A 15,506-nucleotide genomic window follows, 5' to 3' on the forward strand; every position below is an offset into this window, starting at 1 on the left:
TACAGCCTAGTGCGGAGCATCCGGCATGATGGGATGCATGACCGACGACGCAGGCATCGCCGAACTGCCCATCCGCGACGACATGATCCGGCTCGGGCAGGCGCTGAAACTCGCCTCGCTCGCGGAGGACGGCGCCGAGGCCAAGACACTGATCGACAACGGACTCGTCCAGGTGAACGGCGAGATCGAGGAGCGCCGCGGCCGGCAGCTGCACGCCGGGGACACCGTCAGCGTCAACGGGCAGACGATCCGGATCAGCCGCACGGAAGCATGACCCGGCGGCCGCCGCGACTCAGCGGCGGCCGAGGACCGTCATGGTGAGGAACTCCCGGACATGGGCGAGTTCCCGCTGGTTGATGCTGTGGAACATGTTCGGGTAGAGGATCTTGGTCAGCGTGGTGTGCTTCACCAGCCAGCCGTGGGTGACCTCGATCATCCCGGGTGTGATGACCTGGTCCTCCTGGTCGCGCCCCCAGAAGAACTGCGCGGGTGCCGCCGCCGCCTCGTCGTCGCGGAAGAACGCATGGCCCTCCGACGGGACGGTGAACCCCGAGAGCCCGACGACGCACGCGAAGTCCGTGGGCCGGTGGCGCAGGAGCGACGTCGCGACCGCCATCCCCTGGGAGAAGCCGAGGAGGCTGACACTGGAGTGGTTCCCGCGGACGGTGTCGAGCCAGCCGGACACCGCGGTGACACTCTCGACGACGCGCGCCACCGAGTAGTCGGCCTCGCGGGAGAGCGGTAACCAGGAGTAGCCGGGCCCGGCCTGCAGGGGTGCGCGCACGGACGCGACGGTGAATTCGGCGGGCAGGTGGTCGGCGAGGCCCATGAGGTCCCGCTCGTCGGCCATGTAGCCGTGGAACAGGACGAGCAGGGGCGTGCCGCCGCGCTCGGCTTCAGGCTTCGACCACAGGACCACCGGGGCCGGGGAGTCGGTGGAGCGCGCAGCGGTGCCGAGGGCGGATTCAGTCATGGCTCCTATCCTTCCATGTCCCCCGCACCCCCCCCGTGGAGGAGGTGCCGCTGGCGCGGGGGCAGTGCCCGTTGCAGAATGGCCCGGTGAACCCTTCCAGCGCCGAGACCCCGTTGCCCCGCGACGCCGACCCCGTCCCGGACGGTCCGGTAGCGGACCCCGGCCTCAACCCCGACCCGCATCCGTGGCACCGGTACGTGGCGCTGGGAGACTCCTTCACCGAAGGCATCGGCGACCCCAACCCGGAGAGCATCGGGGGCAATCGGGGCTGGGCGGACAGGACCGCGGAGGAGCTGGCGCGGGGCCAGGCGGACTTCGCCTACGCGAACCTGGCGGTGCGCGGGCGCCTGCTGCAGCAGATCATCGACCAGCAGGTGGAAGCAGGCCTGGCCCTCCACCCCGACCTCGTCACCATCTCGGCCGGAGGCAACGACCTCCTGCGCCGTGGCGGCGACCCGGACCTGCTCGCCGAGAAGCTCGACCCGGTGGTCGGGACCCTTGCCGCATCGGGCGCGACCGTCGTCCTGCTCACGGGCCCGGACGTCCGCGAGACCGTCCTCGGCGGCGTCCGGGCGAAGACGGCCATCTACAACGAGAACCTCCGTACGATCGCCGCGCGGCACGAAGCGGTCATCGGCGACATGTGGGCCCTGCGCCAGCTCACGAACCCGCAGATGTGGGATGCGGACCGGCTGCACTTCTCCCCCCTCGGGCACCACACCATCGCCGCCATGGTGCTCGACACGCTCGCCGTCCGGCATACGCTGCTGCCGCTGCAGCCCAAGGACCTGCCCGCACGGAAATGGCGGACGGCGCGGGCCGAGGACCTCGTGTGGGCGCGCCAGCACCTCGTCCCCTGGGTCCTGCGGCGGCTCCGCCACCAGTCCTCGGGCGACGACGTGACCGCGAAGCGCCTCGAGCCCGGGCCCATCTTCGGCCCGGGCATGCCGCCGGGGACCGCGGAGTAGCTCAGCCCCGGGTAGCGCGGACCAGCTCAGCCGTCCAGGGAGACCTCGCCGTTGGCCACGGCGTCAGCGCAGGCGCTGAGGTCCGGCCCGGGCTTGAAGTCGACGAACTGCGGCTGCAGCTTCTGGAAGAGGAACTCGTAGACCTCGTCGCGGGACTTCCCGTCCATCGTCTCCGCGGCCTCCCGGACCGCTCCCTGCAGTGCGCGGTCCGCGTCGAGCAGGATCTTGTCGCGGGCTTCCTGGTTCCAGCCGATGGTGCTCAGTTCCATGAACAGCTCCTCTTCATCGCAGATCGTTCCGGCCGGGGTGTTCACCCCGGCCGTACCCGCCACCACTTCCTAAGCAGGCTTACTTCCACCCTAGGGGCTCGCCGGGGTCATCGGCTACCGGCACCTGCTACCGCCCGTAGAAGGTTGACCGGAGCTGGTCGTCGAGCTGGTGGATCTGGGTGAGGAAGGCGTCGTGGCCCATCGGCGAGGAGATCATGTGGACGGGGACGTCGCCGGGCAGGCCGGCCGCGAGCCGCCGGGACTGCCAGGGGAAGTACAGCCGGTCGGTGTCCACGGCGGCGATGAAGAACTCCGACGTCGCCGCCTGCAGGACGTCCTCCAGGCTCCCGCGGTCGCGTGCGGCGTCGTGGCTCATGAGCGCCTCCGTGAGGATCACGTAGCTGTTGGCGTCGAAGCGGTCCACGAGCTTGTCGGCCTGGCGGTCGAGGTAGCTCTCCACCCGGTAGCGGCCCCGATCGGCGGGCAGGACGGCTCCGAGGGGCCGCTCGGCGTCCTGTTCCGCGCGGCCGAAGCGTGCCTCCAGTTCCTGCTCCGCGCGGTACGTGATGTGCGCGATCCGGCGGGCGACGCCGAGTCCCGCTTCCGGAGGCGGGCCGTCGTAGTAGTCGCCGCCGCGGTAGGCGGGGTCGAGCCGGATGGCCTGCAGCTGTGCCTGGGCGAACGCTATCTGTTCGGCCGAGCTGGCGGCAGTGCAGGCGATGACGGCGCACCGCTCCACCCGCTGCGGGAACATCAGTGCCCACTCGAGGGCCCGGGCGCCGCCCATCGACCCGCCGAGCACGGAGTGCCAGCGCTCGATGCCGAGCCGATCGGCGAGCAGGCTCTCCGCGCGGACGGAGTCGCGGATGGTGACGAAGGGGAACCTCGCACCCCACGGCTCGCCGTCGGGTGCGAGGCCGGCCGGCCCCGTCGAGCCGTAGCAGCCTCCGAGCATGTTGACGGACACCACGAAGTAGCGGTCGGTGTCCACCGTGCGGCCGGGACCCACGAGCGAATCCCACCAGCCCTCCTCGTCCGAGGCGCCCCGCGCCACGTGCGAGCTGCCGGTCAGGGCATGCTGCACGAGGACGGCGTTGGAGCCCTCCCGGTTCAGCCGGCCCCAGGTCTCGAACGCCAGCTGGACGTCGGGCAGCTCACCCCCGGTCTCGAGGACCAGCGGCCCGATCGACGCGAAACGGAGCAGCCCGTCCCCGTGGGGTGGTGCGTCGCCGGTCCAGGAGGGCAGCGGGGCAGGAGGGTACGTGGTCACGAACGGTCAGGCTCCCTTGGCGGCGCGGAAACCCGCATCCAGATCGGCGAGGATATCGGCGATGTTCTCGAGGCCGACGGACAGCCGCACCAGGCCGGGGCGGACGCCCGCGGTGAGCTGCGCCTCCGCCCCGAGCTGGCTGTGCGTCGTCGAGGCGGGGTGGATGACGAGCGAACGGACGTCGCCCACGTTCGCGACGTGCGAGTGCAGCTCGAGCCCGTCGACGAAGCGCTTCCCCGCCTCCAGCCCCCCGACGATGTCGAAGCTCACGATCGCCCCCGTGCCGTGCGGCCCGTACTTCTTCCCGCGCTCGTACCAGGGACTCGAGGAGAGCCCCGCGTAGGTGACGCGCTCGACGTCGTCGTGCCCTTCCAGCCACTCGGCGACCGCCTGCGCGTTCTCCACGTGGCGCTCCATGCGCAGGCTGAGGGTCTCCAGCCCCTGTGCGATGAGGAAGGCGTTGAACGGGGAGACGGCAGCCCCCAGGTCGCGGAGCAGTTGCACGCGGGCCTTGAGGATGAAGGCGAGATTCGCACCGAGGGCGCTGCCCACCCCGAGGTCCCGGGCGTACACGAGCCCCTGGTAGCTCTCGTCCGGCGTGTTGAAGCCCGGGAACCGTTCGGGGTACCGGGCGAAGTCGAAGTTCCCGGAGTCGACGATGACCCCGGCGATGGCGTTGCCGTGCCCGCCGAGGTACTTGGTGGCCGAATGCACCACGATGTCCGCCCCCCACTCGATGGGCCGGATGAGGTACGGCGTGGACAGCGTGTTGTCGACGATCAGGGGGATGCCGTGCTCGTGGGCGACGGCGCTGATGCCTTCGACGTCGAGGACGTCCTGCCGCGGGTTGGAGACCACCTCGCCGAAGAAGAGCTTGGTGTTCGGCCGGACCGCCGCGCGCCACTGCTCGAGGTCGTCGGGGTCCTCCACGAACGTGGTCTCGATCCCGAACTTCTTCAGCGTGTGCTTGAAGAGGTTGTAGGTGCCCCCGTAGAGGCTGGGGCTGGCCACGATGTGGTCCCCGGCCTCCGCGACGTTCAGCACCGCGAAGGTGTCCGCGGCCTGGCCGGAGGCCAGCAGCAGGGCGCCGACACCGCCTTCGAGGCTCGCGATGCGGGTCTCCACGACCTCCTGGGTCGGGTTGCCGATCCGCGTGTAGATGGGCGCCAGTTCCGTCAGGGCGAACCGGTTCGCGGCGCTCTCCGCACTCGGGAAGACGAACGACGACGTCTGGTAGATGGGCAGCGCACGCGCCCCCGTGGCGGCATCCGGCACCTGGCCGGCGTGGATCTGGCGTGTCTCGAAGGACCAATCGTCGGACATGGTGCTCCCTCTGGTCAGGGGCTCCGCGTGTCCGGTGCTCCGGCCGGTGGACGCCGCTCCAGGAGACCGGACCCCGCAGGAGCCCGCGCTTGAACGGCGCCGGAAAGACGCCGGACCTGGTCTTCACCCGGGGCACCCCACCGCGGTTGGAGGGTTGCCGGCCAGCAAGCCGGGGCTGTGTGCTGGCACTCATGACCTGCATTCATGAAAGCCGATCCGGGCGGATCCGGCAACCGTGTGACCCTCCATGAAGCCGCCCGCGGGTGCTCCGCCGGTGGGCTCCGCGGCTCGCACCCGGGACGCACCCGACACGCTCCCACCACGCTCCTGGCCGGCTCCCGACACGCCCGCCTGAAGGTAAGGCAAGCCTTAGTCGAGACCCAGATCACTTAGTGCCAAGATAGCCGCATGCGCCTGGACCATGTATCTTATGCCTGCGAACCTGACGGACTTGCCGCGACGGCCGATCGAATCTCGGCCAGGCTCGGCATGGAGCCGGTGAAGGGTGGTGTGCACCCCCGCTTCGGCACCCGCAACATGATCTTCCCCCTGGTCAACGGCCAGTACCTGGAGGTCGTCGAGGTCCTGAACCACCCGGCGTCGGACAAGGCTCCGTTCGGCCAGGCCGTCCGTGCCCGCTCCGAGGCCGGCGGAGGCTGGATGGGCTGGTGCGTGGCCGTCGAGGATCTCGCACCGTTCGAGGAGCGCCTCGGACGCAGCGCCGTGCCCGGCAACCGGAAGTTCCCGGACGGCCAGGAACTCACCTGGCAGCAGATCGGCATCAAGGGGCTCATCGCTGACCCGCAGGTCCCCTATCTGCTCCGCTGGGACGAGGGCACGGAGGACCTCCACCCCTCGAAGGCCCGCCCCGCCTCTGTGAAGCTGGACTGCCTCACCATCGCCGGCTCGTCCGAGCGGGTGACCGACTGGCTCGGGACGGATGTCGAGAAGACGCTCGACGGCGTGCAGGTCCAGTGGATCGCACCCAACGGGACCCCCGGCGTCATGTCGGTGACGTTCGAGACCGACAACGGACGCGTGGAGATCTAGCGTCACCCGTCACACCCATCGACTCGGAGACGGAGGGACCGGACGATCGTCCGGTCCCTCCGTCCTGCATCGGCAGGGGACGCCCGCTCACGCACCGATCCCCAGCGCCGGCCCGAGCAGCGCGTACCCGACGAATCCCGTGATGTCGATGAGCGCGTGCGCGATCACGAGCGGCATGACCCGCCGCGTCCGCGTGTAGAACCAAGCGAACAGCACGCCCATCAGGACGTTCCCGATGAACGGGCCGAACCCCTGGTAGAGGTGGTAGCTGCCCCGGATCAGGGCACTCGTGATGATGATCGCGGGGGTGGACCAGCCGAGCTCCCGCAGGCGGATGACCAGGTAGCCCACCACGATGACCTCCTCGAGCACCGCGTGCCGGAGCGCGGAGAGGACGAGCACCGGGATGGTCCACCAGTAGTCGTCGAGCGCGGCCGGTACGAGCGCCGTCGTGATCCCGAGTGCGCGGCCCCCCGTGTACACCCCGAGCGTGCCGACGGCGATGATCGCGGCCAGGCCCACCCCGAAGCCGATCGTGCGCAGCGGCTGCTCGAAGGTGAAGCCCAGGCGCCGGACGGCCGAGACGCCGGGCCCGCTGAGCAGGAACAGGACCAGGGCCACGGGCATCAGCGCGAAGAAGATGTCCAGGAGCTGGTAGGCGAGGTCGAAGTACTCGCGGTCGTTCAGCACCGGGTTCAGGGTGGTGGTCTGGCCGGCGAGGGGTCCCCGCGACAGTTTCTCCGCCAGGCTCACGGCCGCGTACACGCCGGACTGCCCGAGCGAGAGCCCGAACACGATCAGCAGTTCGGCGGTGATCCGTCGCCTCGACGGCGGGCCCGTGGGGCCGTCCGCTGCGGGCGGGGCGGTGGAGGACGAGGACTCGGCAGTCATGACGCTATCCTGCCAGCGGATGCCGGGTCCCCCTAGCCCTCCTACCGGACGCGCACGCCCGCGCGCCAGACGGCGTGCACGAGCGGCATCCCGGGCCGGTACGCCAGGTGCGCGGCCGACGGCGCGTTCAGCAGCTGCAAGTCCGCGCGGTGCCCGACGGCGAGGGAACCCACGGTGCGCAGGCCGTCGGCGTCGCGTCCCGTGTGGCGACCCAGCGCCAGGGCTCCACCGTGGGTGGCGGCGCGGACCGCCTCGTGGACCGTCAGCCCCATCTGCAGGACGGCGGTGGCGACGCAGAAGGCCATGGAGCTCGTGTAGGACGTCCCGGGGTTGCAGTTGCTCGCCAGGGCGATCCGGGCGCCGGCGTCGAGCAGCCGCCGCGCGGGCGGGAACGGCTGGCGCGTCGAGAGGTCGCAGGCGGGCAGGCACGTGGCCACGGTGCCCGGCATCCCCTGGGCGTCGTCCGTGCCGGATCCCGACCAGGTCCCTGCGAGCGCGTCGACGTCGGCGTCGGACAGGTGGTTCACGTGGTCGACGCTGGCGGCGCCGACCTCGACGGCGAGCGCCACGCCGGCACCCGGGCCCAGCTGGTTGCCGTGCACGCGCAGGCCCAGGCCCGCCGCGGCGCAGGCGGCGAGGACGCGGCGGGACTGGTCCGGGGTGAAGGCCCCGGTCTCGCAGAAGACGTCGGCCCAGCGCACGTGCGGCAGGACGGCGTCGAGCATCGGCCCGCACACGAGATCCGTGTAGTCCTCGGCGTCCCACCCGGGCGGCACGAGGTGCGCGCCGAGGAAGGTGACCTCGTCCACCACGCCTGCCGCGATGCGCGCCCCGCGCGCCTCCTGGGCGACGTCGAGCCCGTACCCCGTCTTCGTCTCGAGATAGGTGGTGCCGCCCGCGGTGGCCTCCGCGACGCGGGCCAGCAGCAGCCGCGTGAGGTCGTAGTCCCCCGCGGCACGCGTGGCCTCCACGGTGACCGCGATACCGCCTGCCGCGTACGCCTCCCCCGCCATCCGGGCTTCGAACTCGGCCGTCCGGTCACCGGCGAACACCAGGTGCGTGTGGCTGTCGACCCACCCCGGCAGTCCCGCCCGGCCGCCGGCGACGTACGCCTCGTCCGCGGCCGGGGCGCCCGCGGCCGGACCGATCCAGCTGATCCGCTCCCCCTCGAGGACCAGCGCGGCATCCCGCAGGACCGCGCCGTCGGCGTCCTGCGTCATGAGTTCGCCGATGTTGGTGACGAGGACGGACATCAGTGCCGGTCCCATGGGTGTGCAGCGTCACGGTGTGCGTCATCGAGGCGGGCGATGGCGGCGACCAGCAGGGGCCCGGGGTCCCCGAGCGTCGCGTGGACGCCGGAGCCCGCCGCCAGGACTCCCCCGACGACGACGCCGGTCACGTCCTGCGCCGTCGCCGTGTACGCGAGCTGCTCCCAGGAGGAGCCGGCCGTCCGGGCGGTGTGGGGGTCGACCGCCATGAAGTCGGCCGCCAGGCCCGGACCGAAGCCTGCTCCTGCGCGGTCCTGTGCCCGCGCGCCGCCGAGGGACGCGATCCCGTGCAGCCGTTCCGGGGCGAAACGGCCCCGGCGCCCGGTGCGCAGGCGCTCGCCGTGCTCGAGGGCCCGCATCTCGAGCCAGGGGTCGACGACGGCGTGCTGGTCGGTGCCGAGCGCCAGGGTGGCCCCGGCATCGAGGAGGTCCCCGGCCGGCCCGAGCCCGTCCGCGAGGTCCGCCTCCGTGGTGGGGCAGAGCACGACGGTTGCTCCGGCGTCGCCGAGGAGCGCGATGTCCTCCGCGCCGACATGGGTGGCGTGGATCACGGACAGGCGCGGCCCGGCGAGTCCGTGCCGGTGCAGCAGGCCCGCGGGGGTGAGCCCGGTGGCGCGGAGGCAGTCCTCGTTCTCGGCGGGCTGTTCGGAGAGGTGGATGTGGAGGGGCACCCCGGGCGGCAGGTGCCGGGCGATGACGGCCAGGTCCTCCCCCGGCACCGCGCGGACGGAGTGGATGGCCGCCCCGACCGTGACCTGGTGCGCGGGGTAGCGCGAGGAGATCGCGGTGCGCAGGGAGGCGAGCCGTGCCAGCCACCGCTCCGCGGTCCCGTCGGAGAAGCGGCGCTGGCCGTCCTCCAACGGGACCCCGAGACCGCCGGCGAGGTAGCAGGTGTCGAGCAGCGTCAGGCGGATGCCCGCCCGGACGGCCGCCCGGGCGAGGGCGAGCTCCATGGCATGCGGCCCGTCGTCGTCCTCCTCCTGGCCGTACGGCGTGCCGTCGGGGCGGTGGTGCACGTAGTGGAATTCGGCGACGCTCGTCCACCCCGACACCACCATCTCGGCGTACACCGCGGCGGCGAGCTCCTCGTACAGCCCGGGCGTGAGGGCGTGCGCCGCACGGTACATCGTCTCCCGCCAGGTCCAGAACGTCCCGTCGTCCGCCGTGCCGTGGGTGCGTCCGCGCAGTGCACGGTGGAACGCATGCGAATGCGCGTTGGCGGCGGCGGGGAACACCACGCCGCGCAGCACCACGTCGCCCGCCCGCGCCGGGACGCCCGGCAGCACGGCGACCACCAGCCCGTCGGCGTCCGCCTCGATCCGCACCGAGTCCGCGACGCCCTCGGCCCCCAGCCACGCGTGCTCGCACCAGACGGCGCGGGCGGCCCGACCGGCGCGGGGGCCGCTCACAGCAGGTCGTCGAGGACGTCCGCGAGCGCGGTGGCCCCGGCGTCGGCGTCGTCGCGCTCCACGAACTCCTCGGGTGAGTGGCTGATCCCGGTGGGGTTGCGGACGAACAGCATGGCGGTGGGTGCGATGGCGCCCAGGATGCCGGCGTCGTGGCCCGCCCCGGTGGGCAGGGTCGGGGCGACGGGGAAGGACCGGCGGAGCGACTGGCCGAGGGTGCGCTGCAGCGCGCCGTCGAAGTGGACCGTACCGCTGCGCGATTCCTCGGTCAGGGTGGCCCGGCAGCCCTCGAAGGCGCAGATCTTCTGGGCCTGGCCGTGGATCCTCTCGATGAGGGCTGCGGTCAGGGCGTCCTCCTCGTGGCGCACGTCCAGCCACAGGTCCACGCGGGAGGCGATGACGTTCGTCCCTCCCGGCACGGGCTGCAGCCGGCCGACGGTCGCGCGGGCGCCGTCCTGCTCGGCGGCGGTCTTCCGGACGGCGAGGACCACCTGGGCGGCGGCGACCATGGGGTCGGCGCGGTCGGCCATGAGCGTGGTCCCGGCGTGGTTGCCCTGGCCGGTGATCGACAGGCGCCAGCGCCCGTGGCCCAGCATGGTGGAGCCGATGGCCACGGCGGAGTCCAGGTCGACCAGCCCGCGCCCCTGCTCGACGTGGAGTTCCACGAAGTCCCCGATCCGCCGGATCGCCTCCTCGTCGCGGCCCAGGTGCGAGGGGTCGACGCCCGCGGCCCGGGCGGCCTCGGCGAACGTGGTGCCGTCGGTGTCCGTCAGGGACCGGACGGCGTCGGGGTCCAGGGTGCCGGTGAGCAGGCGCGAGCCCAGGCAGGACACCCCGAAGCGGGATCCCTCCTCCTCGGGGAACACGGCGATCGCGAGCGAGCGCTGCGGCTCCACCCCGCGTTCGCGCAGCAGGTCGACGGCGACGAGGGACGAGGCGACGCCGAGCGGGCCGTCGAAGGCGCCGCCGCCGGGCACGGAGTCGAGGTGGCTGCCGGTGACGAGCGCGCCGTCGCGGCTGTCGGTGGCGTCCCACCATGCCCAGAGGATGCCGTTGCGGTCCGTCTCCACGGCGAGCCCGCGGGTCTCCGCCTCCGCGGAGAACCATTCGCGCAGGGAGGATTCGGCCGGCGTGTACACGCCGCGCGAGTATCCCCCGCGGGTGGCGTCGCGGCCGACGTCGCTGATGGAATCGAGGACAGAGGAGACGGTCTGCACGGAGGTACCTTCCGGTCGGGTGGTGCGGGTCTTCAGGATTGCATGGGGATGCGCACCCCGCGCTCCTCGGCGACCTCGCGGGCGCGGTCGTACCCGGCGTCGACGTGGCGGATCACGCCCGTCCCGGGGTCGTTGGTGAGGAGCCGCTCGAGCTTCCGGGCGGCGAGGTCCGTGCCGTCGGCGACTGAGACCTGCCCGGCGTGGATGGAGCGGCCGATGCCCACGCCGCCGCCGTGGTGGATGGACACCCAGGTGGCCCCCGAGGCGGTGTTCAGCAGGGCGTTCAGCAGCGGCCAGTCGGCGACGGCGTCGGAGCCGTCCGCCATGGCCTCGGTCTCCCGGTAGGGCGAGGCGACGGACCCGGAGTCGAGGTGGTCGCGGCCGATGACGATCGGGGCCGACACCTTCCCCTCGGCGACGAGCCGGTTGAAGAGCAGGCCGGCCTTCGCGCGGTCCCCGTAGCCGAGCCAGCAGATCCGGGCGGGCAGGCCCTCGAACTCCACGTGCTCGGCCGCGGCGTCGAGCCAGCGGTGCAGGTGGCCGTTGTCCGGGAACAGCTCCTTCAGGGCGGCGTCCGTGACGGCGATGTCCGCCGGGTCGCCCGAGAGCGCGACCCAGCGGAACGGGCCGAGCCCCTCGCAGAACAGGGGCCGGATGTAGGCGGGGACGAACCCGACGATGTCGAACGCCCGGCCGTAGCCGCCCTTCCGGGCCTCGTCGCGGATCGAGTTGCCGTAGTCGAAGACCTCCGCCCCGGCGTCGAGGAAGCCGACCATCGCCTCGACGTGCAGGGCCATCGACGCCTGGGCCTTCTTCGTGAAGCCGTCGGGGTCCGCCGTGGCCTCACGCTCCCACTCGTCGACGGCGATGCCGTCGGGCAGGTAGCTGAGCGGGTCGTGGGCCGAGGTCTGGTCGGTGACGATGTCGACGTCGAGCCCGCGCCTGAGCAGTTCCGGGAAGACGGTCGCCGCGTTGCCGACGACGCCCACGGACAGCGCCCGCTTCCCGCGCTTGGCGGCGAGGACCTGCGCGACGGCGTCGTCGAGCGTGTCCGCGACGGTGTCCAGGTACCGCTTGGCGACGCGGCGGCGCAGGCGCGCCTCGCTGACGTCGACGATGAGGACGGCGCCGCCGTTGAGTGTGACGGCGAGGGGCTGGGCGCCGCCCATGCCGCCGCAGCCCCCCGTCAGGGTGAGGGTGCCGGCGAGGCTGCCGCCGAACCGTGTGCGGGCGATCGCGGCGAACGTCTCGAAGGTGCCCTGGAGGATGCCCTGCGTGCCGATGTAGATCCAGGAGCCCGCCGTCATCTGCCCGTACATCATCAGGCCCTCCGCCTCGAGGCGCCGGAACTCCGGCCAGGTGGCCCAGTCCCCCACGAGATTCGAGTTGGCGAGCAGCACGCGCGGCGCCCACGGGTGGGTGCGGAAGACCCCGACGGGCTTGCCGGACTGCACGAGCAGGGTCTCGTCGTCCTCGAGCGTGGTGAGGGTACGGACGATCGCGTCGTAGGCCTCCCAGCTGCGGGCCGCCCGTCCGGTCCCGCCGTACACCACGAGGTCCTCGGGCCGCTCGGCGACCTCCGGATCGAGGTTGTTCATGAGCATCCGCAGCGGCGCCTCGGTCTGCCAGCTCTTCGCCGTCAGGCGGGTGCCGCGCGCGGCCCGGATGGACCGGGAGGGATCGTGGGTCGGGGACGTGGGGGTGGTCATGCGGGTTCTCCTGTCAGATCCTCGGGCACCGGGACGGCGCCCGCAGCGGGCTCCGCCAGGAGGGCTGCGGCCTCCTGTGCCACGAGCGAGCCCATGCGGTGGGCCTCCGCCTCGGTGATGCGGTAGCTGGGGACCACGACGCTGAGCGCCGCGACCACCCGGCCGCCCGGCGAGACGGGTGCGGCGATCGCCGTGACGTCCGTCTCGACGCCGTCGCGCACGACGACGAAACCGCCCTCCGGGGGCCCGCCCGTGAGCACCGCGCCGACGGCGGTGTGCGCGAGCGGGATGCTGCGCCCCACCCAGCTGGCGTGGCGCACCGAGTGGGTGCCCTCGCGCATCGCCAGGTAGACACCCTCGCCGTCGTGCGAGGGAACGCTGAGGTAGGCCGACTCGCCGGTCCGCTCCACGAGGCGTTCGAGCGCGGGCTCCGCGAGGGAGACCAGGGACTCGTGGCCGAGGGCCTGCGCGCCGAGCTGCACCACGCGGAGGCCCGGCCGGTAGGCACCGGCGGCGTCCCGGCGGACGAAACCCGTGCCCTCGAGGGTGCGCAGGAGCCGCAGCGCCGTCGACGCCGACAGGTCGGCCTCCCGCGCGGCGTCGGCGAGGGTCAGCGACCCGGCCGCGCAGACCGCACCGAGCAGCACGAGGGCCCGTTCGACGGTGCGGGTCGACGATTCGGCCATGGCCCCTCCTTGCTTTCGTGGTCGGTGTGTATTTCACTTATTGAAACGCCGTTTTCACTCAATGGCAAGAGCGGCAAGAGCGGCCGGAGCCGCGGGAATCGAGGTACAGCGTGAACCAGCAGACCGTGATCGTTGATACGGGCCCGCTGTCCCCCGCCGACGTCGTCGCGGTGGCGCGGCACGGCGCCCGCGTGGACCTGGCGTCCGAGGCCCTCACCGCGATGGCCCGGTCCCGGGCGGTGGTCGACGCGCTCGTCGACGACGGCACACCGCACTACGGCGTCTCGACCGGGTTCGGCGCCCTGGCCACCCGGCACATCCCGCTGGACCAGCGCACCCGGCTCCAGCGCAGCCTCATCCGCAGCCACGCCGCATCCTCCGGCGCCGAGGTGGACCGCGAAGTGGTGCGTGGCCTGATGCTCGGGCGCCTCTCCACCCTCGCGACGGGCCGGACCGGCGTGCGCCCGCTGGTCGCCTCCACCTACGCCGCCCTGCTGAACGCCGGCATCACGCCGGTCGTCGGCGAGTACGGCTCCCTGGGCTGCTCCGGTGATCTCGCACCGCTCTCGCACATAGCCCTGGCACTGATGGGCGAGGGCGAGGTACGGGACGTCGCCGGGCACCTGGTGACGGCGTCCGCGGCGCTCGCCGCGGCCGGCATCACCCCGGTCGAGCTGCGCGAGAAGGAGGGGCTCGCCCTCATCAACGGCACGGACGGGATGCTCGGGATGCTCGTCCTCGCCGCCTCCGACCTGCGCCGGCTCCTCACGACGGCGGACCTCGCCGCCGCCATGAGCGTCGAGGGCCTGCTGGGCACGGACGCCGTCTTCGCCGAGGACCTCCACGCCCTGCGCCCGCACCCGGGCCAGCTGGCATCCGCCGCGAACATCCGGGCCCTGCTGGCCGGGTCTCCGCTCCTCGCCGAGCAGCTCACCTCCGAGACCGGACGGCACCGCTTCACCCGCGTGCAGGACGCCTACTCCCTGCGCTGCGCGCCCCAGGTCCACGGCGCGGCCCGCGCCACCCTCGCGCACGCCGACGGCGTCGCGGCGATCGAACTCGGGTCCGCGATCGACAACCCGGTCATCACGCCCGACGGCCGGATCGAGTCGAACGGCAACTTCCACGGGGCCCCCGTGGGCTACGTGCTGGACTTCCTCGCGATCGCCGTCGCGGATGTCGCCTCGATGAGCGAGCGCCGCACCGACCGCTTCCTCGACAAATCCCGCAGCCACGGGCTCAACGCCTTCCTCGCCCACGACCCGGGCGTCGACTCGGGCCACATGATCGCCCAGTACACGCAGGCCGGCATCGTGTCCGAGCTCAAGCGGCTCGCCGCCCCGGCGTCCGTGGACTCCATCCCCTCCTCGGCCATGCAGGAGGACCACGTCTCGATGGGCTGGGCCGCGGGCCTGAAGCTGCGCCGGGCCGTGGACGGCCTCACGCGCGTCCTCGCGATCGAGATCCTCACCGCCGCGCGCGCCCTGGACATGCGCGACGGCGGCGCGACCGGCCTCGCGGGCGCCGCCGGGACCGCAGCCGGCCCGCGCAGTTCCACGCCGATCACCGCCGTCCGGGCCCGGCTCCGCCAGGACATCGAGGGCCCGGGCACCGACCGCTATCTGGCCCCGGAGATCGAGGCCGCCCGCCTGCTGGTGGACGACGGATCCCTGCTGGCCGCGGCCCACCGGGCACTCCCGACCCCCCTCCAGTAGGGCTTGTTAGGGTGGAACGACCACCCCCGAGAAAGAGGCGCCGTTCCATGTCCTCACCCGCCCCCGCGCCCTCCGCCAAGCCCCCGCGGCCCCAGGCGGTCCTCACGGTGCTCGAGACGCAGCGGCTGGGCCCCCACCTCGTGCGGGTCGTGGCGGGCGGACCGGGCTTCCGGGACCTGCAGCACTGCGACGCGACGGACAGGTACGCCAAGCTGCTGTTTGCGAAGCCCGAGCTCGGGCTGACCCCGCCCTACGACCTCGCGGCCCTCAGGCACGAGCTGCCGGCGGACGACCGCCCCGTGAAGCGCACGTACACCATCCGGTGGCTCGACGCCCCCTCGGAGCGCCTGGCCATCGACTTCGTGGTGCACGGCGACTCCGGTATCGCCGGTCCGTGGGCGGCGCAGGCCTCCCCCGGGGACACCCTGGTGCTCATGGGCCCCTCCGGCAAGTGGTCGCCGGACCCGGACGCCGACTGGCACCTCTTCGCCGGGGACGATGCCGCGCTGCCGGCGATCGCCGCCGGCCTCGAGGCGCTGCACCCGGCCGCCGTCGGTCACGCCTACCTCGAGGTGGACACCGACGCCGATGTCCTCGCGCTCGCCGCCCCCGCCGGGGTCGAGCTGCACTGGCTGACGCGGGACGGCAGGGAACCGGGCACGACGACGCTGCTCGCGGACGCCGTCGCCGCCGGCCCGTGGCCCGAGGGGCGCGTGGCCCGAGGGGCGCGTCGACGCCTTCGTCCACGGCGAGCGCGGCGC

14 protein-coding genes, 1 pseudogene and 1 riboswitch are annotated in these 15,506 nt (G+C 72.8%); of the genes and pseudogenes, 5 read left to right on the forward strand and 10 right to left on the reverse strand.

Annotated elements, in window-relative coordinates; translation table 11 throughout:
- The first annotated feature begins 37 nt into the window (after window positions 1-37).
- The gene (locus IWX63_RS02995; protein ID WP_199276665.1) at window positions 38-274 is read left to right on the forward strand and encodes an RNA-binding S4 domain-containing protein; all 237 of its coding nucleotides are present in this window, start codon (window positions 38-40) and stop codon (window positions 272-274) included.
- An 18-nt stretch (window positions 275-292) separates the two neighbouring features.
- Here IWX63_RS02995 and IWX63_RS03000 read toward each other — a convergent pair whose 3' ends face one another.
- On the reverse strand, window positions 293-973 hold the full coding sequence (locus tag IWX63_RS03000) for an alpha/beta hydrolase (protein ID WP_199276666.1): 681 nt from the start codon (window positions 971-973) through the stop codon (window positions 293-295).
- 113 nt (window positions 974-1,086) lie between these two features.
- On the opposite strand from IWX63_RS03000, the gene IWX63_RS03005 reads away from it, so the two are divergent.
- Window positions 1,087-1,941, forward strand: coding sequence for an SGNH/GDSL hydrolase family protein (locus tag IWX63_RS03005; protein ID WP_199276924.1), 855 nt, complete (start codon window positions 1,087-1,089; stop codon window positions 1,939-1,941).
- Between the two features lie 26 nt (window positions 1,942-1,967).
- On the opposite strand, the gene IWX63_RS03010 is transcribed toward IWX63_RS03005, so the two are convergent.
- The 3 genes from IWX63_RS03010 to IWX63_RS03020 all read right to left on the reverse strand — a co-directional run bounded on the left by IWX63_RS03010 (window position 1,968) and on the right by IWX63_RS03020 (window position 4,803).
- Entirely contained in the window at window positions 1,968-2,210 is a 243-nt protein-coding gene (locus tag IWX63_RS03010; RefSeq protein ID WP_104168794.1) for a hypothetical protein, read from the reverse strand.
- 127 nt (window positions 2,211-2,337) lie between these two features.
- Window positions 2,338-3,480 (reverse strand): homoserine O-acetyltransferase MetX, encoded by a 1,143-nt coding sequence (gene metX / locus IWX63_RS03015; protein ID WP_334685585.1) that lies wholly within the window; start codon window positions 3,478-3,480, stop codon window positions 2,338-2,340.
- Window positions 3,481-3,486: 6 nt separating this feature from the next.
- Entirely contained in the window at window positions 3,487-4,803 is a 1,317-nt protein-coding gene (locus IWX63_RS03020; RefSeq protein ID WP_199276667.1) for a bifunctional o-acetylhomoserine/o-acetylserine sulfhydrylase, read from the reverse strand.
- A gap of 80 nt (window positions 4,804-4,883) precedes the next feature.
- A riboswitch (SAM riboswitch) is annotated at window positions 4,884-5,000 on the reverse strand.
- Between the two features lie 211 nt (window positions 5,001-5,211).
- On the opposite strand from IWX63_RS03020, the gene IWX63_RS03025 reads away from it, so the two are divergent.
- Window positions 5,212-5,853 carry a VOC family protein gene (locus IWX63_RS03025; protein ID WP_199276668.1) on the forward strand — a complete coding sequence of 214 codons (642 nt, stop codon included), beginning with the start codon at window positions 5,212-5,214 and terminating at the stop codon, window positions 5,851-5,853.
- Between the two features lie 87 nt (window positions 5,854-5,940).
- On the opposite strand, the gene IWX63_RS03030 is transcribed toward IWX63_RS03025, so the two are convergent.
- The 6 genes from IWX63_RS03030 to IWX63_RS03055 are packed head-to-tail and all read right to left on the reverse strand — an operon-like array spanning window position 5,941 to window position 13,030.
- Complete coding sequence (locus IWX63_RS03030) at window positions 5,941-6,744, reverse strand: CPBP family intramembrane glutamic endopeptidase (protein WP_199276669.1); 804 nt, start codon at window positions 6,742-6,744, stop codon at window positions 5,941-5,943.
- A 41-nt stretch (window positions 6,745-6,785) separates the two neighbouring features.
- Window positions 6,786-7,997: an imidazolonepropionase gene (gene hutI / locus IWX63_RS03035; protein WP_199276926.1), complete on the reverse strand. Its 1,212-nt coding sequence runs from the start codon at window positions 7,995-7,997 to the stop codon at window positions 6,786-6,788.
- The gene (locus IWX63_RS03040) at window positions 7,997-9,421 is read right to left on the reverse strand and encodes a formimidoylglutamate deiminase (RefSeq protein ID WP_199276670.1); all 1,425 of its coding nucleotides are present in this window, start codon (window positions 9,419-9,421) and stop codon (window positions 7,997-7,999) included. Before IWX63_RS03040 ends, hutI begins: the two co-directional genes overlap by 1 nt.
- On the reverse strand, window positions 9,418-10,635 hold the full coding sequence (locus IWX63_RS03045; RefSeq protein ID WP_199276671.1) for an allantoate amidohydrolase: 1,218 nt from the start codon (window positions 10,633-10,635) through the stop codon (window positions 9,418-9,420). The genes IWX63_RS03040 and IWX63_RS03045 overlap by 4 nt, the downstream gene beginning before the upstream one ends.
- 32 nt (window positions 10,636-10,667) lie before the next feature.
- On the reverse strand, window positions 10,668-12,344 hold the full coding sequence (gene hutU / locus IWX63_RS03050; protein WP_199276672.1) for a urocanate hydratase: 1,677 nt from the start codon (window positions 12,342-12,344) through the stop codon (window positions 10,668-10,670).
- The gene (locus IWX63_RS03055; RefSeq protein ID WP_199276673.1) at window positions 12,341-13,030 is read right to left on the reverse strand and encodes an IclR family transcriptional regulator; all 690 of its coding nucleotides are present in this window, start codon (window positions 13,028-13,030) and stop codon (window positions 12,341-12,343) included. Before IWX63_RS03055 ends, hutU begins: the two co-directional genes overlap by 4 nt.
- A gap of 110 nt (window positions 13,031-13,140) precedes the next feature.
- On the opposite strand from IWX63_RS03055, the gene hutH reads away from it, so the two are divergent.
- Both hutH and IWX63_RS03065 read left to right on the forward strand, forming a co-directional pair.
- Entirely contained in the window at window positions 13,141-14,745 is a 1,605-nt protein-coding gene (hutH, locus tag IWX63_RS03060; protein WP_199276674.1) for a histidine ammonia-lyase, read from the forward strand.
- A gap of 47 nt (window positions 14,746-14,792) precedes the next feature.
- Window positions 14,793-15,380: pseudogene (locus IWX63_RS03065) on the forward strand (siderophore-interacting protein); the annotation flags it as partial.
- Between the last annotated feature and the right edge of the window lie 126 nt (window positions 15,381-15,506).

The sequence above is a fragment of the Arthrobacter sp. CAN_A2 genome, assembly GCF_015752045.1.
GTDB lineage: Bacteria > Actinomycetota > Actinomycetes > Actinomycetales > Micrococcaceae > Arthrobacter_D.